The sequence below is a fragment of the Klebsiella sp. GN_Kp190 genome (assembly GCF_040061795.1).
Lineage (GTDB): Bacteria > Pseudomonadota > Gammaproteobacteria > Enterobacterales > Enterobacteriaceae > Klebsiella > Klebsiella michiganensis.
This window is the reverse complement of sequence record NZ_JBEAFN010000067.1, coordinates 1-16,616: the sequence shown is the minus strand read 5'-3', so window position 1 is coordinate 16,616 and position 16,616 is coordinate 1. Positions and strand designations below refer to the sequence as shown.

Genomic DNA, 16,616 nt, shown 5'->3' with positions numbered 1-16,616 from the left:
CCCCTTTAGCAATACGCCATAGCGTCCAGCCGGCCGTAACGCATACATTTCCATTACAAATTTAACAATCAAGCAAAGCGTAATGGAGCCATAAATGGTGGATGTACTGGTCATTGGCGGCGGCAATGCCGCGCTATGCGCCGCCTTAACCGCCCGGGAAGCTGGCGCGTCCGTACTGCTGCTGGAGGCCGCGCCGCGGGAATGGCGAGGCGGCAACTCTCAGCACACGCGGAATCTTCGCTGTATGCACGATGCTCCGCAGGATGTTTTGGTCGACAGCTATCCGGAAGAAGAGTACTGGCAGGACCTGCTGCGCGTCACCGAGGGCAACACCAACGAAGCGCTGGCGCGCCTGGTGATCCGCACCTCATCGCAGTGCCGGGACTGGATGCGCCAGCACGGGGTTAACTTTCAGCCGCCGCTCTCCGGCGCCCTGCACGTGGCCCGCACCAACGCCTTTTTTATGGGCGGCGGCAAGGCTCTTATAAATGCCTATTACCGCAGCGCGGAGCAGATGGGCGTAAAGATCCGCTACAACACGCCGGTACAGGCGCTCGAATTAGATAACGGCGAATTCGTCGCCGCGCTGGCGGGCGAAGAGAGGATCGTCGCCAAAACCTGCGTCCTCGCCGCCGGCGGATTTGAATCTAACCGCGAGTGGCTGCGTGAAGCATGGGGACAGAACGAGCGCGGTGAATGGCCAGCCGATAACTTTCTCATCCGCGGCACCCGCTTCAATCAGGGCGTGCTGCTCAAGTTTATGATTGACGCCGGGGCTGACATTATTGGCGACCCCTCGCAATCCCACTGCGTCGCCATTGACGCCAGGGCGCCGCTCTACGATGGCGGGATCTGCACGCGCGTGGACTGCGTGTCGCTGGGGGTGGTCGTCAACCGCGACGCCGGGCGCTTTTATGATGAAGGGGAAGATTTCTGGCCCAAACGCTATGCCATCTGGGGCAGGCTGGTCGCCCACCAGCCGGGGCAAATCGGCTACTCGATCATCGACAGCAACGCGATCGGCCACTTTATGCCGCCCGTTTTCCCCGGCGCCCAGGCCAATACCATTGAAGAGCTGGCTCGCCAGCTGGGGCTGGACGCGGAACGCCTGGCGCAAACCATCGCCCGCTACAATGCCGCCTGTACGCCGGGCCAGTTCGATCATACCCGCCTTGATAACTGCGCGACATCCGGCCTGACGCCGCCGAAAACCCACTGGGCGCGGCCCATCGATACCCCGCCCTACTACGGCTATGCCCTACGGCCGGGGATCACCTTTACCTACCTTGGGCTGTACGTTAATGAACGCGCCGCCGTCCATTTTGCGGGCAAGCCGAGCCGCAACCTGTTCGTCGCCGGCGAAATGATGGCCGGCAACGTGCTGGGCAAGGGGTATACCGCCGGCGTGGGCATGTCCATCGGTACGACGTTCGGCCGCATTGCCGGCCAGCAGGCCGCCCGCGCGGCGCAGCAGGAGACACACCATGAAATCGCTTGAAAAGCTGATCATTGACGCGCAAATCATCACCGAGTCGGAAGCGGAAGTTGAACGGGTGATGCAGGTCTGTAACGCCTGCCGCTATTGCGAAGGGTTTTGCGCCGTGTTTCCGGCCATGACCCAGCGCCTGGCTTTTGGCAAAGCGGATATAAACTACCTGGCCAACCTGTGCCATAACTGCGGCGCCTGCCTGCATGCCTGCCAGTACGCGCCGCCGCACGAGTTTGCCATTAATGTCCCGAAGGCGATGGCGGAAGTGCGCCTGGAGACCTATCAACACTATGCTCAGCCCGCGGCTTTCGGCAGCCTGTATCGTCGGGCCGGCGTAACCACGGTACTGGCGCTGGTCGGCGGGCTGATCCTCTTTCTGCTGCTGGCGATGGGGCTCAAAGGCTCCCTGCTTCATCCGCCGCTGGCCGGCGATTTCTACCAGATTTTTCCCCATAACCTGCTGGCGTGGATGTTTGGCACGGTCTTCATACTGGCCATGGGGTTACTGATGGCCGGGGTGATCCGCTTCTGGCGCGAGATCTCGCCGGGTCAGCCTCAGGCCATCGACATCGCTAAAGCCTCGCATAATGCGCTCACGCTGAAGTATCTCGACGGCGGGCACGGTAAGGGCTGCAACGAGGCCGATGACGCGTTTACCCTGCTGCGCCGCCGTTTCCATCACTTTACCTTCTACGGGTTTCTGCTCTGTTTCGCCGCCACCGTGGTGGCCACGGGGTATCACTATATCGCCGGCTGGGAGGCCCCCTACCCGTTCTTCAGCGTACCGGTTGTGCTGGGCACGCTCGGCGGCATCGGCCTGCTGGTGGGCCCGGCGGGTTTGCTATGGCTGAACCTGCGCCGCTCGCCGCTGCACGGCGACCCGCGGCAAAAACCGATGGATCGCGGCTTTATTCTGCTGCTGCTGCTGACCAGCTTCACCGGCCTCGCCCTGCTGGCGGGACGAGACACCTCGTGGATGGGCATTCTGCTTGCCATTCATCTCGGCGTGGTCATGGCGCTGTTTTTGACCCTGCCATACGGAAAATTCGCCCACGGATTTTATCGCTGTGCGGCGTTACTCAAGTGGGCGATTGAGAAACGACGCGGAAAACAGGCGGCAGTCGCAGGCGACTAGTCCGCTCCTCTTACCTCTATAAAAACAAGATAAAGACAATGGAGAGCAACCCCTATGACGCAACCCTCATCGCGCGCCGGTACCTTTGGCGCCATTCTCCGCGTGACCAGCGGTAATTTTCTCGAACAATTCGACTTTTTTCTGTTTGGCTTTTACGCCACCTATATCGCCAGAACGTTCTTTCCGGCGGAGAGCGAGTTTGCGGCGTTAATGCTGACCTTCGCCGTGTTTGGTTCGGGCTTTCTGATGCGCCCCATCGGCGCGATAGTGCTGGGCGCCTATATTGACAGAATCGGGCGGCGTAAAGGGCTGATGGTGACGCTGGCAATTATGGGCTGCGGGACGCTGCTGATAGCGCTGGTTCCCGGCTATCAAACCATCGGCGTTCTCGCCCCCGTTCTGGTATTAGTGGGTCGCCTGCTGCAGGGATTCTCGGCGGGCGTCGAGCTCGGCGGCGTGTCGGTCTATCTGTCGGAAATCGCCACGCCGGGGAAAAAAGGGTTCTATACCAGCTGGCAATCCGCCAGCCAGCAGGTGGCTATCGTCGTCGCGGCGCTGATTGGCTACGCGCTGAATGAAACGCTCGGCCACGATGAGATTGCCGAATGGGGCTGGCGTATTCCCTTCTTTATTGGCTGTATGATTATTCCGCTGATTTTTGTGCTGCGGCGTTCGTTGCAGGAAACCGAAGCCTTCCTGCAGCGCAAGCATCGCCCTGACACGCGTGAGATCCTGAGCACGATTGCCAAAAACTGGCGCATCATCACGGCGGGGACCTTGCTGGTGGCGATGACCACCACCACCTTTTATTTTATTACCGTCTATACGCCGACCTACGGTAGAGCCGTTCTGCATCTGAGCGCCCGCGACAGTCTGCTGGTGACCATGCTGGTCGGCATCTCTAACTTTATCTGGTTACCGATTGGCGGGGCAATTTCTGACAGAATAGGCCGTCGGCCGGTGCTGATGGGCATAACCCTGCTGGCGCTGCTCACTACCTGGCCGGTCATGCACTGGCTCACCGCCGCGCCGGATTTCACCCGCATGACGCTGGTCCTGCTCTGGTTCTCGTTCTTCTTTGGGATGTATAACGGCGCGATGGTGGCCGCCCTGACGGAAGTGATGCCGGTCTACGTCCGCACCGTGGGCTTTTCACTGGCCTTTAGCCTCGCCACCGCGATCTTCGGCGGCCTGACGCCGGCCATTTCCACCGCGCTGGTCGAGATAACGGGCGACAAAAGCTCGCCGGGCTGGTGGCTGATGTGCGCCGCGCTATGCGGCCTGGCCGCTACCGCGATGCTCTTCGTACGCCTGGGCCGCGGCTACCAGCCGGCAGAAATACCCCGCTAAAATAGCAACGGGCGGAGTTGACGCTCCGCCCGTTTGCTTGCCGCCGTCTGGCTTAACGCGGCGTATTGTTGCTGTGGATCTCTTTCCAGATCTGGTCGCAGCGCGCCTCTACAGCCTGATCGTTCCCAGTTTTGCGCGCCTGGATGCACTGCTGATAATCCAGCACCCGCACGCTTTCCTGGGTCGCGAACTGCTGATGCTGTTTCTCCTGCTTCAGCACGTTCAGTACGCTCTGACAGGCTTCAACTTTATCCGGATTGCCCTCTGCGGTATTAATGCAGGCGCTGTAGGCATCTTTTAACTTTGAGTCTTCCTTAGGCGCTGGCGACTGGGTACAGGCAACCAGACCTGCTGCCATAATGGCGACAAGTATTAACTTTTTCATCATGAACCTCGGGAAATTGCGGCGGGTTTCCCCCGCCGCAGTGGCATCAGAAAATGGTGAACGGAGCAATAACCATGAACTTCACGTCGCGCTCATCCTGGAAGATGTTGCCGTAACCACCGCTCCAGCTTGGGATATCGGAGTGGTTGTCGTATTGCGTAAAGTGGAGTTTGAACAGCGTGCCCTTAGCGCGTCCTTCCTGAACGGTGTACATGGCATCCAGGCTATAGGCGGACTCTTCCAGGCGTTTATCCGGGTTGTAGTACGCATCAGGCGAGGACATTCTCCCCGGCTTCGCATCCCAGGCATAAACGTAGGAGGCGCCGAAGGCCCAGCCCGGCATGTTCCAGTTCTTCATGTCATACATCGCGCCGAAGAACACCGCTTTTTCACCGTTGGCGTTGAAGTCCGAACGGTTATCCCACCAGATATCCAGTCGCCCGTTAGACGATGCGTAAGTTGGCGTCATACGCTGCAGGAAGTAGCCCTGCTGACCATCAGCTTTAACCCAGGTTCCTTCCAGACGCAGGTCCAGAACGTCGGCAACCTTATAGCCAAAGGTCAATGCCTGCAGCCACGCGGTACCGTCATAGATATCGTTAACCCCGCCGTTGCTGACCTTATCGCGGGTGCCGTAGAACTGATAGCTGGTGGTTAACGGCGTGCCTGCAACATCAAACTTATAGCTGGCCTTGGCAAAATACTGGTCGATATAACCCTGTGCCTGACCAAACGCCGCTTCCAGCACAAGGTCGTTTTTAAAATCATATTTGGCGCCAAGAGAGTGAAGGTAATCCACCTTGGTTTTCTTGTCGTTCTGGTAGAACTCATCCATCTCAATGTGCCACGGCGCTTTATATTCGTTCGTCCACATATAGGAGAAACTCAGCGCGCCCGCATCGCCGTAGTCAAAGTTCGCACCGGCTTCTGCCCCCTGATAGGTACCCGGCATAAAGCTCCAGTGCGGCGCCAGCAGCGTCTGGCCGGTTGGCTGAATATAGCCCGCGCGCGCCCAGGTCGGGCCAAATTTAAATTTTGCGGCTGCTTTATACAGGCTGATCCCGCTCTTATCGCCGGAATAGTCTTCATCGTAGGTTTTATTGCGCGAGGAGAAAGCGATTTCGTTCGGGTGACCGCTCTCGCTGCTTTCGCCCATTTCGATGGCGGTAAAGGCAGCAACGTCAATACCGAACATGTCGGCGGCATAGCCGGACTGGAAGTCGAGGTTGGCGTTCCAGGTGGAGTGCGACAGGTTAGTTTTATATTTATCGCCGTCGGTCACATCTTTACGGTCGCGCTCACGCTGCCAGTAATAGATGCCGCCGGTTAACGTTGAATCATCAATGAACCCTTCTGCTTTTGCATCCGGCACCATTGCAAATCCTGACAGGGCTGTGACACCGGCAATAGCCAGCGCCAGCGTACTACGTTTGCCACTAAACGTACGCATATGCATATCCTCTTTGACGTTTTAAAGTGCGGTTACCAATGGCAACGCGCAAAAAAATAAAATAAGACTGCTTAAAAAGTGGTGCGGTAAAAATTCGCATAACCACTAGGTATAGACTATTTTTCGTGACGCGAATTATCAATCTCTTTCGCCGACCAAAGATGAAGATTATGACAAAGCGCACATAATTTATGTCTTTTTGTTTCAGTCGTAGATGTCACACTTTTTTCGGGTGAAGTGCTTGCAAAAAAAGAGAAAATTAGGGGAAATGAAAGCGATTACATATTTATATGCAATAGATGGAAAGGGTTAAAAAAAGCGGTTATTACAATCTGTAAACAAGATTAATTCGCATCGCAAAAATATGAGGATTTAATTCTCTGATTCTGAATAAAAAAAACGCCGCAGTAAGCGGCGTTCTCAATAACGGCGGGTAGCTACGCGCCGACTTTCGCCCATGTGTCGCGCAGACCGACGGTGCGGTTAAACACCAGCTGGGTTGCGGTTGCATAGCGGCTATCCAGGCAGAAATAACCTTCGCGCTCGAACTGATACGCTTTTTCCGGCTGCGCCTGCGCCAGGCTCGGCTCGGCAAAACCCTGTTTGATCACCAGCGACTCCGGATTCATCACCGAGAGGAAGTCCTCCGCCGCGCCCGGGTTCGGTACGCTGAACAGGCGATCGTACAGGCGGATTTCTACCGGCAGCGCGTGCGCCGCGCTCACCCAGTGAATCACGCCCTTCACCTTGCGGCCGTCGGCCGGATCTTTGCTCAGGGTATCGGCATCGTAGGTGCAGAAGATAGTGGTGATGTTGCCTTCCGCATCTTTCTCCACGCGCTCCGCTTTGATCACGTAAGCGTTACGCAGGCGAACTTCTTTACCCAGCACCAGACGCTTGTACTGCTTGTTCGCTTCCTCGCGGAAGTCGGCGCGATCGATCCAGATTTCGCCGCTGAACGGCACCTCGCGGCTGCCCATCTCCGGTTTATTCGGATGATTCGGCATGGTCACGATTTCGCTGCCGCCCTGCGGATAGTTTTCGATAACCAGCTTAACCGGGTCGATAACGGCCATCGCGCGCGGGGCGTTTTCGTTCAGATCTTCACGGATGCAGGATTCCAGCGAAGCGATTTCGATGGTGTTGTCCTGCTTGGTCACGCCGATGCGTTTGCAGAACTCGCGGATGGATTCAGCGGTATAGCCGCGACGGCGCAGACCGGAAATGGTCGGCATACGCGGGTCATCCCAGCCCTCAACGTGCTTCTCGGTCACCAGCTGATTCAGCTTACGCTTGGACATCACGGTGTATTCGAGGTTGAGGCGCGAGAATTCATACTGGCGCGGATGCACGGGGATGCTGATGTTATCCAGCACCCAATCGTACAGGCGGCGGTTATCCTGGAACTCGAGAGTACACAGCGAGTGGGTAATCCCTTCCAGCGCATCGCTGATGCAGTGGGTAAAGTCGTACATCGGGTAGATGCACCACTTGCTTCCGGTCTGGTGATGGTCGGCAAACTTAATGCGGTACAGCACCGGATCGCGCATCACGATAAAAGGAGAGGCCATGTCGATTTTCGCGCGCAGGCAGGCTTTACCTTCGGCAAATCCACCGCTGCGCATTTTTTCAAACAGCGCCAGGTTCTCTTCCACGCTGCGATCGCGATACGGGCTATTTTTACCCGGCTCTTTCAGCGTGCCGCGGTACTCACGGATCTCTTCCGCTGACAGTTCGTCAACGTAGGCCAGACCTTTATTGATCAGTTCAACCGCATACTGGTGCAGCTGATCGAAATAATCAGACGAGTAGCAAACATCCCCGGACCAGTGGAAACCTAACCACTGCACGTCGTTTTTAATCGACTCAACGTATTCGATATCTTCCTTCACCGGGTTGGTGTCATCGAAACGCAGGTTGCATTGGCCCTGGTAATCCTGAGCGATACCAAAGTTCAGGCAAATAGACTTCGCGTGGCCAATGTGCAGATAGCCGTTCGGTTCCGGTGGAAAACGGGTATGAACGGTGGTGTGCTTACCAGTAGCCAGATCTTCATCAATGATCTGACGAATAAAGTTAGTCGGGCGGGCTTCTGCCTCACTCATCGTGGGTTCCTCAAAGCGTAAACAACGTATAACGGCACATGATCTTACAAGCAGGGCGTAGAGACAACTATTAGTTACGCAAAATAGCGATCGGAAGGAGATTATGGGGGTGTTTGCGGTAAAAAAAGCGGCGCAGGTTTCGCTGCGCCGCTGAGGCATAAACGCCACTCAGGAGTCTTATTTGCCTTTAATTTCGTACAGCGGCGTCTGGCCAGCAACCACTTTACCGGTTGCCTGGATAACCAGCGCGCTGTAGTCGTCGCTATTGCTGCATACGACCGGGCTAATCATCGAGCGCGCGTTAGCGTTCAGGAACTCAAGATCCAGTTCCAGAATCGGCTGACCCGCTTTCACTTCCGCGCCCTCTTCCACCAGACGTTTAAAGCCCTGGCCGTTAAGCGCGACGGTATCGATACCCATATGGACGACGATTTCCGCACCGTTTTCAGTTTCCAGACAGAAAGCATGGTTGGTGTTGAAAATCTTCACCACGGTGCCAGCCGCCGGCGCAACAACAATCTTATCGGTCGGTTTCACCGCCACGCCGTCGCCGACGGCTTTGCTGGCGAACGCTTCATCCGGGACCTGCTCCAGCGCTACAATGTCGCCGGTAATCGGCGAAACCAGCGCTTCGACGGTTTTCGCGTTAGCAACAGCCTGCGGTTTAGCAGCCTGAGCGGCTACGGGTGCGCTGTGAGACGCTGCAGCCGCCGCGGCAACCGGGCCACGGGCAACCACTTTCTTCATTTCATCGCCGACGGATTCGGCTTTCGCACCCACGATAACCTGGATGGTCTGCTTGTTCAGTTTAACCACACCGGAAGCGCCGAGGCGCTTACAGGCCGCGTCGTTAACCAGCGCAGAGTCCGCCACGGTCAGACGCAGACGGGTAATACAGGCATCAATCGCTTTCAGGTTATCCGTACCGCCGACCGCCGCGATGTAGTTGGTCGCCAACTGGGTTAAACCTTCTTCGGTATTGCTGTTGGCCTCTTCAGTGACCACGTCATCCACTTTATCTTCACGACCCGGCGTTTTCAGATTGAACATGCGGATTACCGCGCTGAACAACAGGAAGTAGATAACAAAGAACACAACGCCCATCACAATCAGCATCCAGACGTTTTTACTGGCTGCCGGCAGGCTGTACATCAGCACATAGTCGATGGCGCCTGCGGAGAAAGAGAAGCCCGCGTGGATACCCAGCGCCGTGGCAACGAACAGGCTGATACCGGTCAGGATGGCGTGCAGGAGATACAGCAGCGGCGCCAGGAACATGAACAGGAATTCCAGCGGCTCAGTCACACCGGTCAGGAACGCGGTGATGGCAACCGACAGCAGCATACCACCGACCATCGGACGACGCTCTTTCGGGGCCGCGAAATACATCGCCAGCGCCGCACCCGGCAGACCGAACATCATGATCGGGAAGAAGCCGGACATGAACATCCCCGCGGTGCCGTCACCCGCATAGAAGCGGTTGATATCACCGTGGAACACGGCGCCAGCAGCGTTGGTGAATTCACCAATCTGGAACCAGGCGATGGTGTTCAGCACCTGATGCAGACCCGTCGGGATCAGCAGACGGTTGATGAAACCAAAGATACCGGAGCCGAGCGCGCCCGCGCCCACAATCCATTCACCACCTGCATGGATGGCGTTCTGCACCGGCGGCCAGACGTAGCCGAAGATGGCTGCCAGCACCAGGCAGAAGAAGCCGGTTGCGATAGGTACAAAGCGTTTGCCGCCGAAGAAGCTCAGGAAGTCAGGCAGTTTGATACCCGACCAGCGGTTATAGACGGCACCGCCAACCAGACCGGTAATGATACCCGCCAGGACGCCCATGTTGATGGCCGGGTTGATGGTGACCATCGCTTTCGTCAACACGAAGTAACCTACCGCCCCCGCCAGCGCTGCGGCACCGGCGCTGTCTTTCGACCAGCTGGATGCGACGCCGATAGCGAAAATCAGCGCCAGGTTGTCAAAGATTGCCCCGCCCGCCTGGGCGATAAACGAAATGTTAAGCAGATCCGGTTGACCGAATCGCAGCAGCAGCGCCGCGACCGGCAGCACTGCGATAGGGAGCTGTAACGCCCTACCGAGTCGCTGAAAAAAACCTAAAATATTCATCTTATTCCCCCTATGAGACCCCGATAAGGCTCATTAAAGCCACTTTATTATTGTGTAACCTGGTTAAATTTTTAACTTACCTGCAAAGTGTCTGAAAAATTAATTCGTCTCGCAAATTAAATGGGTATTTTTTGTGACAATAGTCACCAAATATCGTATTCACCTCCGCCTTTGACTGGCTAACAACGAAAACTTATTTTATCATTCAAAAAATCAACACGGATTGACCCCGCTCGGCGCAGTTGCTGCGATACTCTTAATAGTATGCTGGCGCCAATCCGCCAGGTTCTAATTTAACTATAGAGGTGAACAATGAGACTGATCCCCCTGGTAACAGCTGAACAAGTCGGTAAATGGGCTGCCCGGCATATCGTTAACCGCATCAATGCGTTCAAACCGACTGCGGACCGTCCGTTTGTCCTGGGCCTGCCTACCGGCGGTACGCCTCTGACCGCTTATAAAGCCCTGGTTGAGATGCACAAAGCAGGCCAGGTTAGCTTTAAGCATGTTGTCACCTTCAACATGGATGAGTACGTTGGGCTGCCGAAAGAGCATCCGGAAAGCTATCATAGCTTTATGCATCGCAACTTCTTTGATCACGTTGATATCCCGGCGGAAAATATTAACCTGCTGAATGGTAACGCGCCGGATATTGATGCAGAATGCCGTCGCTATGAAGAAAAAATTCGTTCTTACGGTAAAATCCACCTGTTTATGGGCGGCGTGGGTAACGATGGCCACATCGCTTTTAACGAACCAGCCTCTTCTTTGGCTTCACGCACACGCATCAAAACCCTGACCCATGATACTCGCGTAGCGAATTCCCGTTTCTTCGACGGTGACGTTGACCAGGTGCCTAAGTACGCGCTGACCGTTGGCGTGGGCACGCTGCTGGACGCGGAGGAAGTGATGATTCTGGTGCTGGGTCATCAGAAAGCGCTGGCGCTGCAGGCGGCGGTGGAAGGCAACGTAAACCATATGTGGACCATTACCTGTCTGCAGCTGCACCCGAAAGCGGTGGTGGTCTGCGATGAGCCGTCCACCATGGAACTAAAAGTTAAGACACTGAAATATTTCAACGAGTTAGAAGCCGAAAATATCAAAGGTCTGTAATGTAGTCTCGTCCCGCGGCTGCCCCCGCGGGACAACCATTTTTGACAACCGGGGGTCGTAATGTATGCATTAACCCAAGGCCGGATTTATACCGGTCATGAAATTCTGGATGACCATGCGATTGTTATCGCCAATGGCCTTATCGAACGTATCTGTCCTCAGACAGAACTGCCCACCGGGATCGAACAGCGCTCGGTTGATGGCGCGATCCTTGCCCCCGGTTTTATCGACGTCCAGCTTAACGGCTGCGGCGGCGTGCAGTTCAACGACACGGCGGACGCGGTCACCGTTGAAACGCTGGAGATTATGCAGAAGGCCAATGAACGCTCCGGCTGCACCAGCTATCTGCCCACGCTGATCACCTCCAGCGACGACCTGATGAAACAGGGCGTACGCGTGATGCGCGAATACCTGCAAAAACATCCTAACCAGGCGCTGGGTCTGCATCTTGAAGGCCCGTGGCTGAATATTGTTAAAAAAGGCACCCACAACCCGGACTACGTACGCAAACCGGATGCCGCGCTGGTGGATTTCCTGTGCGAAAACGCGGACGTGATAACCAAAATCACGCTTGCGCCGGAACGGGTGGAACCGGAGGTTATCCGCAAACTGGTGGCCGCCGGCATCATTGTCTCCGCCGGTCACTCCAACGCGACGCTTAAAGAAGCGAAAATCGGTTTCCGCGCCGGGATTACCTTTGCTACCCATCTGTTTAACGCCATGCCGTATATTACCGGCCGTGAGCCGGGCCTGGCTGGCGCGATTTTCGACGAGCCGGATGTCTACTGCGGCATCATCGTCGATGGTATGCACGTCGATTTCGCTAACGTGCGCCTCGCTAAACGCTTGAAAGGCGACAAGCTGTGTCTGGTTACCGACGCGACGGCGCCGGCGGGTGCCAATATTGAGCAGTTCATTTTTGCCGGTAAAACAATATACTACCGGAACGGCCTGTGCGTAGATGAGAACGGTACCCTCAGCGGCTCTTCATTGACCATGATTGAAGGGGTGCGTAACCTCGTTGAGCATTGCGGCATCGCGCTGGATGAAGTGTTGCGTATGGCGACGCTCTACCCTTCCCGCGCCATTGGCGTAGACAAACAGTTAGGCAGCATTGCCCCGGGGATGGTCGCTAACCTGACCGCATTCACCCGTGATTATAAAATCACCAAGACCATCGTTAATGGTAACGAGGTCGTCACTGAGTAAGTAAAAGTATGACAGCAGGCGGACAGGCTCAAATTGGTAACGTCGATCTCGTAAAACAGCTGAACAGCGCGGCCGTCTATCGGCTCATCGATCAGCACGGCCCCATCTCGCGTATCCAGATTGCGGAACAAAGCCAGCTTGCCCCTGCCAGCGTAACCAAAATTACGCGTCAGCTTATTGAACGCGGACTGATCAAAGAAGTCGATCAGCAGGCCTCCACCGGGGGCCGCCGCGCCATCTCCATTGTTGCCGAAACCCGCGGCTTCCACGCCATCGGCGTACGCCTTGGCCGCTACGACGCCACCCTGACCCTCTATGATTTAAGCAGCAAGACTCTTGAAGAAGAGCACTACCCGCTGCCGGAAAGAACCCAGGAAACGCTGGAACACGCCCTGCTTAACATCATCGCCACCTTTATGGAGAGCTGTCAGCGTAAAATCCGCGAGCTGATCGCCATTTCGGTGATCCTGCCGGGGCTGGTCGATCCGGAAAGCGGCGTCATTCGCTATATGCCGCATATTCAGGTGGAAAACTGGGGGCTGGTTGAAGCGCTGGAAAAACGCTTTAAAGTTACCTGCTACGTCGGCCACGATATTCGTAGCCTCGCGCTGGCGGAGCACTACTTTGGTGCGAGCCACGACTGTGAAGACTCCATTCTGGTGCGCGTACATCGCGGAACCGGCGCAGGGATCATCTCCAACGGGCGGATTTTTATTGGCCGTAACGGTAACGTCGGGGAAATCGGCCATATCCAGGTCGACCCGTTAGGCGAGCGCTGCCACTGCGGTAACTTCGGCTGTCTGGAAACCGTCGCCGCCAATGCCGCTATTGAACATCGCGTTCGTCATCTGCTGGAACAGGGTTATCAGAGCAAAATCTCCCTCGATGACTGTTCGATCAAAACGATCTGCAAAGCCGCGAATAAAGGCGATGCGCTGGCCTGTGAGGTGATCGAGCACGTTGGCCGCCATCTGGGTAAAACCATCGCTATCGCCATTAACCTGTTTAATCCGCAAAAAGTGGTGATTGCCGGGGAGATCGTGGAAGCGGAAAAAGTCCTTCTGCCGGCAATCGAAGGCTGTATTAATACCCAGGCGCTGAAGGCGTTTCGCAAAAACCTACCGGTAGTGCGATCCACGCTCGATCATCGCTCAGCCATTGGCGCTTTTGCCCTGGTAAAGCGTGCGATGCTCAACGGGACTCTGCTCCAGCGTTTGCTGGAAAGCTAAAGCCGCTTTATAGTTTCGCCTTTCTCCAACGATGTCGGACAGTTCATGACCATTCAAAACGTAATTTGTGATATTGACGGCGTGCTGATGCACGACAATGTGGCCGTGCCGGGCGCCGCTGAATTCATCAAACGCATACTCGAGAAAGAGATGCCGCTGGTGATGCTGACCAACTACCCTTCTCAAACCGGTCAGGATCTGGCAAACCGCTTTGCGACGGCGGGAATCGATGTTCCTGATACCGCCTTTTATACCTCAGCAATGGCCACGGCGGATTTTCTGCGTCGCCAGGAAGGCAAAAAAGCCTATGTGGTCGGGGAAGGCGCGCTGATTCACGAACTGTACAAAGCCGGCTTTACCATCACCGACGTCAATCCGGATTTTGTTATCGTCGGTGAGACGCGCTCCTTTAACTGGGAGATGATGCATAAGGCCGCTTTTTTTGTCGCCAACGGCGCGCGCTTTATCGCCACTAACCCGGATACCCACGGTCGCGGCTACTACCCGGCCTGCGGGGCGCTGTGCGCCGGTATAGAAAAAATCTCCGGTCGTAAGCCGTTCTACGTGGGGAAACCGAGCCCGTGGATTATCCGCTCCGCGCTCAATAAAATGCAGGCGCATTCGGAACAGACGGTGATCGTCGGCGATAACCTGCGAACGGATATTCTGGCGGGCTTCCAGGCCGGTCTGGAAACCATTCTGGTGCTTTCGGGCGTTGCCACGCTCGATGATATCGACAGCATGCCGTTCCGCCCTTCCTGGATTTATCCCTCCGTTGCGGAAATCGATATCTTCTAAATAAAACCACGTCCTGCGACGTGGTTTCTTATTTCTAAGCCTCTCCTGAACGCTTTTATCTAAAAAAAAAGCGCCATCACTAAATATTCAGCAACAAAAGTGCTCAAAACGTGCTCTTTTTTCACTATTCGACAATCACAATTGCATTATTTCCTTTTACTGCCGTAAACCCCTTGCGCCCTCCGCGCCTTTGCGGCATTTTCTAAAGCATGCACTGAGGCTTCGCAATAAGACGAAGTCTGCACAACATCAAACAAGACAGGGTAACGGAGAAGGCTATGTGTTCGATTTTTGGCGTACTGGATATTAAAACTGACGCGGGTGAGCTGCGTAAAAAGGCACTGGAGCTTTCCCGACTGATGCGCCACCGTGGTCCGGACTGGTCCGGCGTCTATGCCTGTGATAAAGCCATCCTGGCGCATGAACGCCTGTCGATCGTCGACGTCAACGCCGGCGCGCAGCCGCTGTATAACGCCGCTAAAACTCACGCTCTCGCCGTCAACGGTGAAATCTACAACCACCAGGCGCTGCGCGCGGAATACGGCGACCGCTATGCGTTCCAGACCGGTTCCGACTGCGAAGTTATCCTCGCGCTGTATCAGGAAAAAGGCCCGGACTTCCTCGACGATCTGCAGGGGATGTTTGCTTTCGCTCTCTACGACAGCGAAAAAGACGCGTATCTGATTGGTCGCGACCACATCGGCATCATCCCGCTGTATATGGGTCACGACGAACATGGCAACTTCTACGTTGCCTCTGAAATGAAAGCGCTGGTTCCGGTTTGCCGCACGATTAAAGAGTTCCCGGCAGGCAGCTACCTGTGGAGCAAAGATGGCGAAATCCGCGAGTACTACCAGCGCGACTGGTTCGACTACGACGCGGTCAAAGACAACGTCACGGACAAAAACGAACTGCGTCAGGCGCTGGAAGAGTCGGTGAAAAGCCACCTGATGTCCGATGTTCCGTACGGCGTACTGCTCTCCGGCGGCCTGGATTCATCGGTGATTTCCGCCATCACCAAAAAATATGCCGCGCGCCGCGTCGAAGATCAGGAAAAATCAGAAGCCTGGTGGCCGCAGCTGCACTCCTTCGCCGTCGGCCTGGAGGGCGCCCCCGATCTGAAAGCCGCGCAGGAAGTGGCTAACCATCTGGGTACCGTACACCACGAGATCCACTTTACGGTGCAGGAAGGCCTGGACGCGATTCGCGATGTTATCTATCACATTGAAACCTACGACGTGACAACGATTCGCGCGTCAACGCCAATGTATCTGATGTCGCGTAAAATCAAAGCCATGGGCATCAAAATGGTGCTGTCCGGCGAAGGTTCTGACGAAGTATTTGGCGGCTACCTCTATTTCCATAAAGCGCCCAACGCCAAAGAGCTGCACGAAGAGACCGTGCGCAAACTGCAGGCGCTGCATATGTTTGACTGCGCTCGCGCCAACAAAGCGATGTCCGCCTGGGGCGTTGAAGCGCGCGTCCCGTTCCTGGATAAGAAATTCCTCGACGTGGCAATGCGTATTAACCCGCAGGATAAAATGTGCGGCAACGGTAAAATGGAAAAACATGTCCTGCGTGAATGTTTTGAATCTTACCTGCCGGCGAGCGTCGCCTGGCGCCAGAAAGAACAGTTCTCTGATGGCGTTGGTTACAGCTGGATCGATACCTTAAAAGAAGTGGCCGCTGAACAGATTTCCGATCGGCAGCTGGAAACCGCCAGCTTCCGCTTCCCGTACAACACGCCTTCCTCGAAAGAAGCGTATCTGTACCGTGAGATTTTCGAAGAGCTGTTCCCGGTACCGAGCGCGGCCGAATGCGTTCCTGGCGGCCCTTCCGTCGCATGCTCTTCAGCAAAAGCGATTGAGTGGGACGAATCTTTCAAAAAAATGAACGATCCGTCGGGACGCGCGGTTGGCGTACACCAGTCGGCCTACTAACCGACGCTGTTTTCAAAACGGACTCTTCGGGGTCCGTTTTTGTTTTGTGCCTTATTTAAGCCGTTAAAAACGATAAATAACCAATAATTGCCGATTATTGCACCACGCTGTTCGCAACCTAACCAAACAGTTACGTTCAGTCCATTTTCGATGAAAAAGGGGTTGACGCTTCAAGGCTCAATACGCATAATGCGCCCCGCAACGCCGATAAGGTAACGCGCAAAAAGATGGCTACGTAGCTCAGCTGGTTAGAGCACATCACTCATAATGATGGGGTCACAGG

At 55.6% G+C, this 16,616-nt stretch carries 12 protein-coding genes; 8 read left to right on the top strand and 4 right to left on the bottom strand.

Going from position 1 to position 16,616, the window contains the following annotated elements; genetic code table 11:
• Window positions 1–94: 94 nt before the first annotated feature.
• The 3 genes from tcuA to ABLU67_RS24680 are packed head-to-tail and all read left to right on the top strand — an operon-like array spanning window position 95 to window position 3,974.
• Entirely contained in the window at window positions 95–1,498 is a 1,404-nt protein-coding gene (tcuA, locus tag ABLU67_RS24690) for an FAD-dependent tricarballylate dehydrogenase TcuA (RefSeq protein ID WP_064391680.1), read from the top strand.
• Window positions 1,485–2,624, top strand: coding sequence for a tricarballylate utilization 4Fe-4S protein TcuB (tcuB, locus tag ABLU67_RS24685; RefSeq protein ID WP_014837817.1), 1,140 nt, complete (start codon window positions 1,485–1,487; stop codon window positions 2,622–2,624). Before tcuA ends, tcuB begins: the two co-directional genes overlap by 14 nt.
• Before the next feature lie 54 nt (window positions 2,625–2,678).
• Window positions 2,679–3,974 (top strand): MFS transporter, encoded by a 1,296-nt coding sequence (locus ABLU67_RS24680; RefSeq protein ID WP_048261222.1) that lies wholly within the window; start codon window positions 2,679–2,681, stop codon window positions 3,972–3,974.
• Window positions 3,975–4,026: 52 nt separating this feature from the next.
• Here the strand turns inward: ABLU67_RS24680 and chiQ are convergent, their stop codons facing one another.
• From chiQ to nagE, 4 genes are all read right to left on the bottom strand, one after another.
• A complete protein-coding gene (gene chiQ / locus ABLU67_RS24675; protein ID WP_004848843.1) occupies window positions 4,027–4,359 on the bottom strand; it encodes a ChiQ/YbfN family lipoprotein in 333 nt (110 codons plus the stop codon).
• Between the two features lie 46 nt (window positions 4,360–4,405).
• The gene (gene chiP, locus ABLU67_RS24670) at window positions 4,406–5,809 is read right to left on the bottom strand and encodes a chitoporin (protein ID WP_004130464.1); all 1,404 of its coding nucleotides are present in this window, start codon (window positions 5,807–5,809) and stop codon (window positions 4,406–4,408) included.
• A gap of 437 nt (window positions 5,810–6,246) precedes the next feature.
• Complete coding sequence (gene glnS / locus ABLU67_RS24665; protein ID WP_004848839.1) at window positions 6,247–7,914, bottom strand: glutamine--tRNA ligase; 1,668 nt, start codon at window positions 7,912–7,914, stop codon at window positions 6,247–6,249.
• Window positions 7,915–8,091: 177 nt separating this feature from the next.
• Window positions 8,092–10,044: a PTS N-acetyl glucosamine transporter subunit IIABC gene (gene nagE, locus ABLU67_RS24660; protein ID WP_004848836.1), complete on the bottom strand. Its 1,953-nt coding sequence runs from the start codon at window positions 10,042–10,044 to the stop codon at window positions 8,092–8,094.
• A gap of 312 nt (window positions 10,045–10,356) precedes the next feature.
• Here nagE and nagB point away from each other — a divergent pair, with 312 nt between their 5' ends.
• The 5 genes from nagB to asnB all read left to right on the top strand — a co-directional run bounded on the left by nagB (window position 10,357) and on the right by asnB (window position 16,333).
• Entirely contained in the window at window positions 10,357–11,157 is an 801-nt protein-coding gene (gene nagB, locus ABLU67_RS24655; protein ID WP_004130458.1) for a glucosamine-6-phosphate deaminase, read from the top strand.
• 60 nt (window positions 11,158–11,217) lie between these two features.
• Window positions 11,218–12,366 (top strand): N-acetylglucosamine-6-phosphate deacetylase, encoded by a 1,149-nt coding sequence (gene nagA / locus ABLU67_RS24650; RefSeq protein WP_014228413.1) that lies wholly within the window; start codon window positions 11,218–11,220, stop codon window positions 12,364–12,366.
• An 8-nt stretch (window positions 12,367–12,374) separates the two neighbouring features.
• Window positions 12,375–13,595, top strand: coding sequence for an N-acetylglucosamine repressor (locus ABLU67_RS24645; protein ID WP_025106389.1), 1,221 nt, complete (start codon window positions 12,375–12,377; stop codon window positions 13,593–13,595).
• A 45-nt stretch (window positions 13,596–13,640) separates the two neighbouring features.
• Entirely contained in the window at window positions 13,641–14,393 is a 753-nt protein-coding gene (locus ABLU67_RS24640; RefSeq protein WP_004100215.1) for an HAD-IIA family hydrolase, read from the top strand.
• A gap of 278 nt (window positions 14,394–14,671) precedes the next feature.
• Window positions 14,672–16,333, top strand: coding sequence for an asparagine synthase B (gene asnB / locus ABLU67_RS24635; RefSeq protein ID WP_025106390.1), 1,662 nt, complete (start codon window positions 14,672–14,674; stop codon window positions 16,331–16,333).
• Window positions 16,334–16,616 lie beyond the last annotated feature (283 nt).

Coding starts and splice junctions, on each gene's coding strand:
- tcuA (WP_064391680.1), top strand. CDS start 95: ATGGTGGATGTACTGGTCATTGGCGGCGGCAATGCCGCGCTATGCGCC.
- tcuB (WP_014837817.1), top strand. CDS start 1,485: ATGAAATCGCTTGAAAAGCTGATCATTGACGCGCAAATCATCACCGAG.
- ABLU67_RS24680 (WP_048261222.1), top strand. CDS start 2,679: ATGACGCAACCCTCATCGCGCGCCGGTACCTTTGGCGCCATTCTCCGC.
- chiQ (WP_004848843.1), bottom strand. CDS start 4,359: ATGAAAAAGTTAATACTTGTCGCCATTATGGCAGCAGGTCTGGTTGCC.
- chiP (WP_004130464.1), bottom strand. CDS start 5,809: ATGCGTACGTTTAGTGGCAAACGTAGTACGCTGGCGCTGGCTATTGCC.
- glnS (WP_004848839.1), bottom strand. CDS start 7,914: ATGAGTGAGGCAGAAGCCCGCCCGACTAACTTTATTCGTCAGATCATT.
- nagE (WP_004848836.1), bottom strand. CDS start 10,044: ATGAATATTTTAGGTTTTTTTCAGCGACTCGGTAGGGCGTTACAGCTC.
- nagB (WP_004130458.1), top strand. CDS start 10,357: ATGAGACTGATCCCCCTGGTAACAGCTGAACAAGTCGGTAAATGGGCT.
- nagA (WP_014228413.1), top strand. CDS start 11,218: ATGTATGCATTAACCCAAGGCCGGATTTATACCGGTCATGAAATTCTG.
- ABLU67_RS24645 (WP_025106389.1), top strand. CDS start 12,375: ATGACAGCAGGCGGACAGGCTCAAATTGGTAACGTCGATCTCGTAAAA.
- ABLU67_RS24640 (WP_004100215.1), top strand. CDS start 13,641: ATGACCATTCAAAACGTAATTTGTGATATTGACGGCGTGCTGATGCAC.
- asnB (WP_025106390.1), top strand. CDS start 14,672: ATGTGTTCGATTTTTGGCGTACTGGATATTAAAACTGACGCGGGTGAG.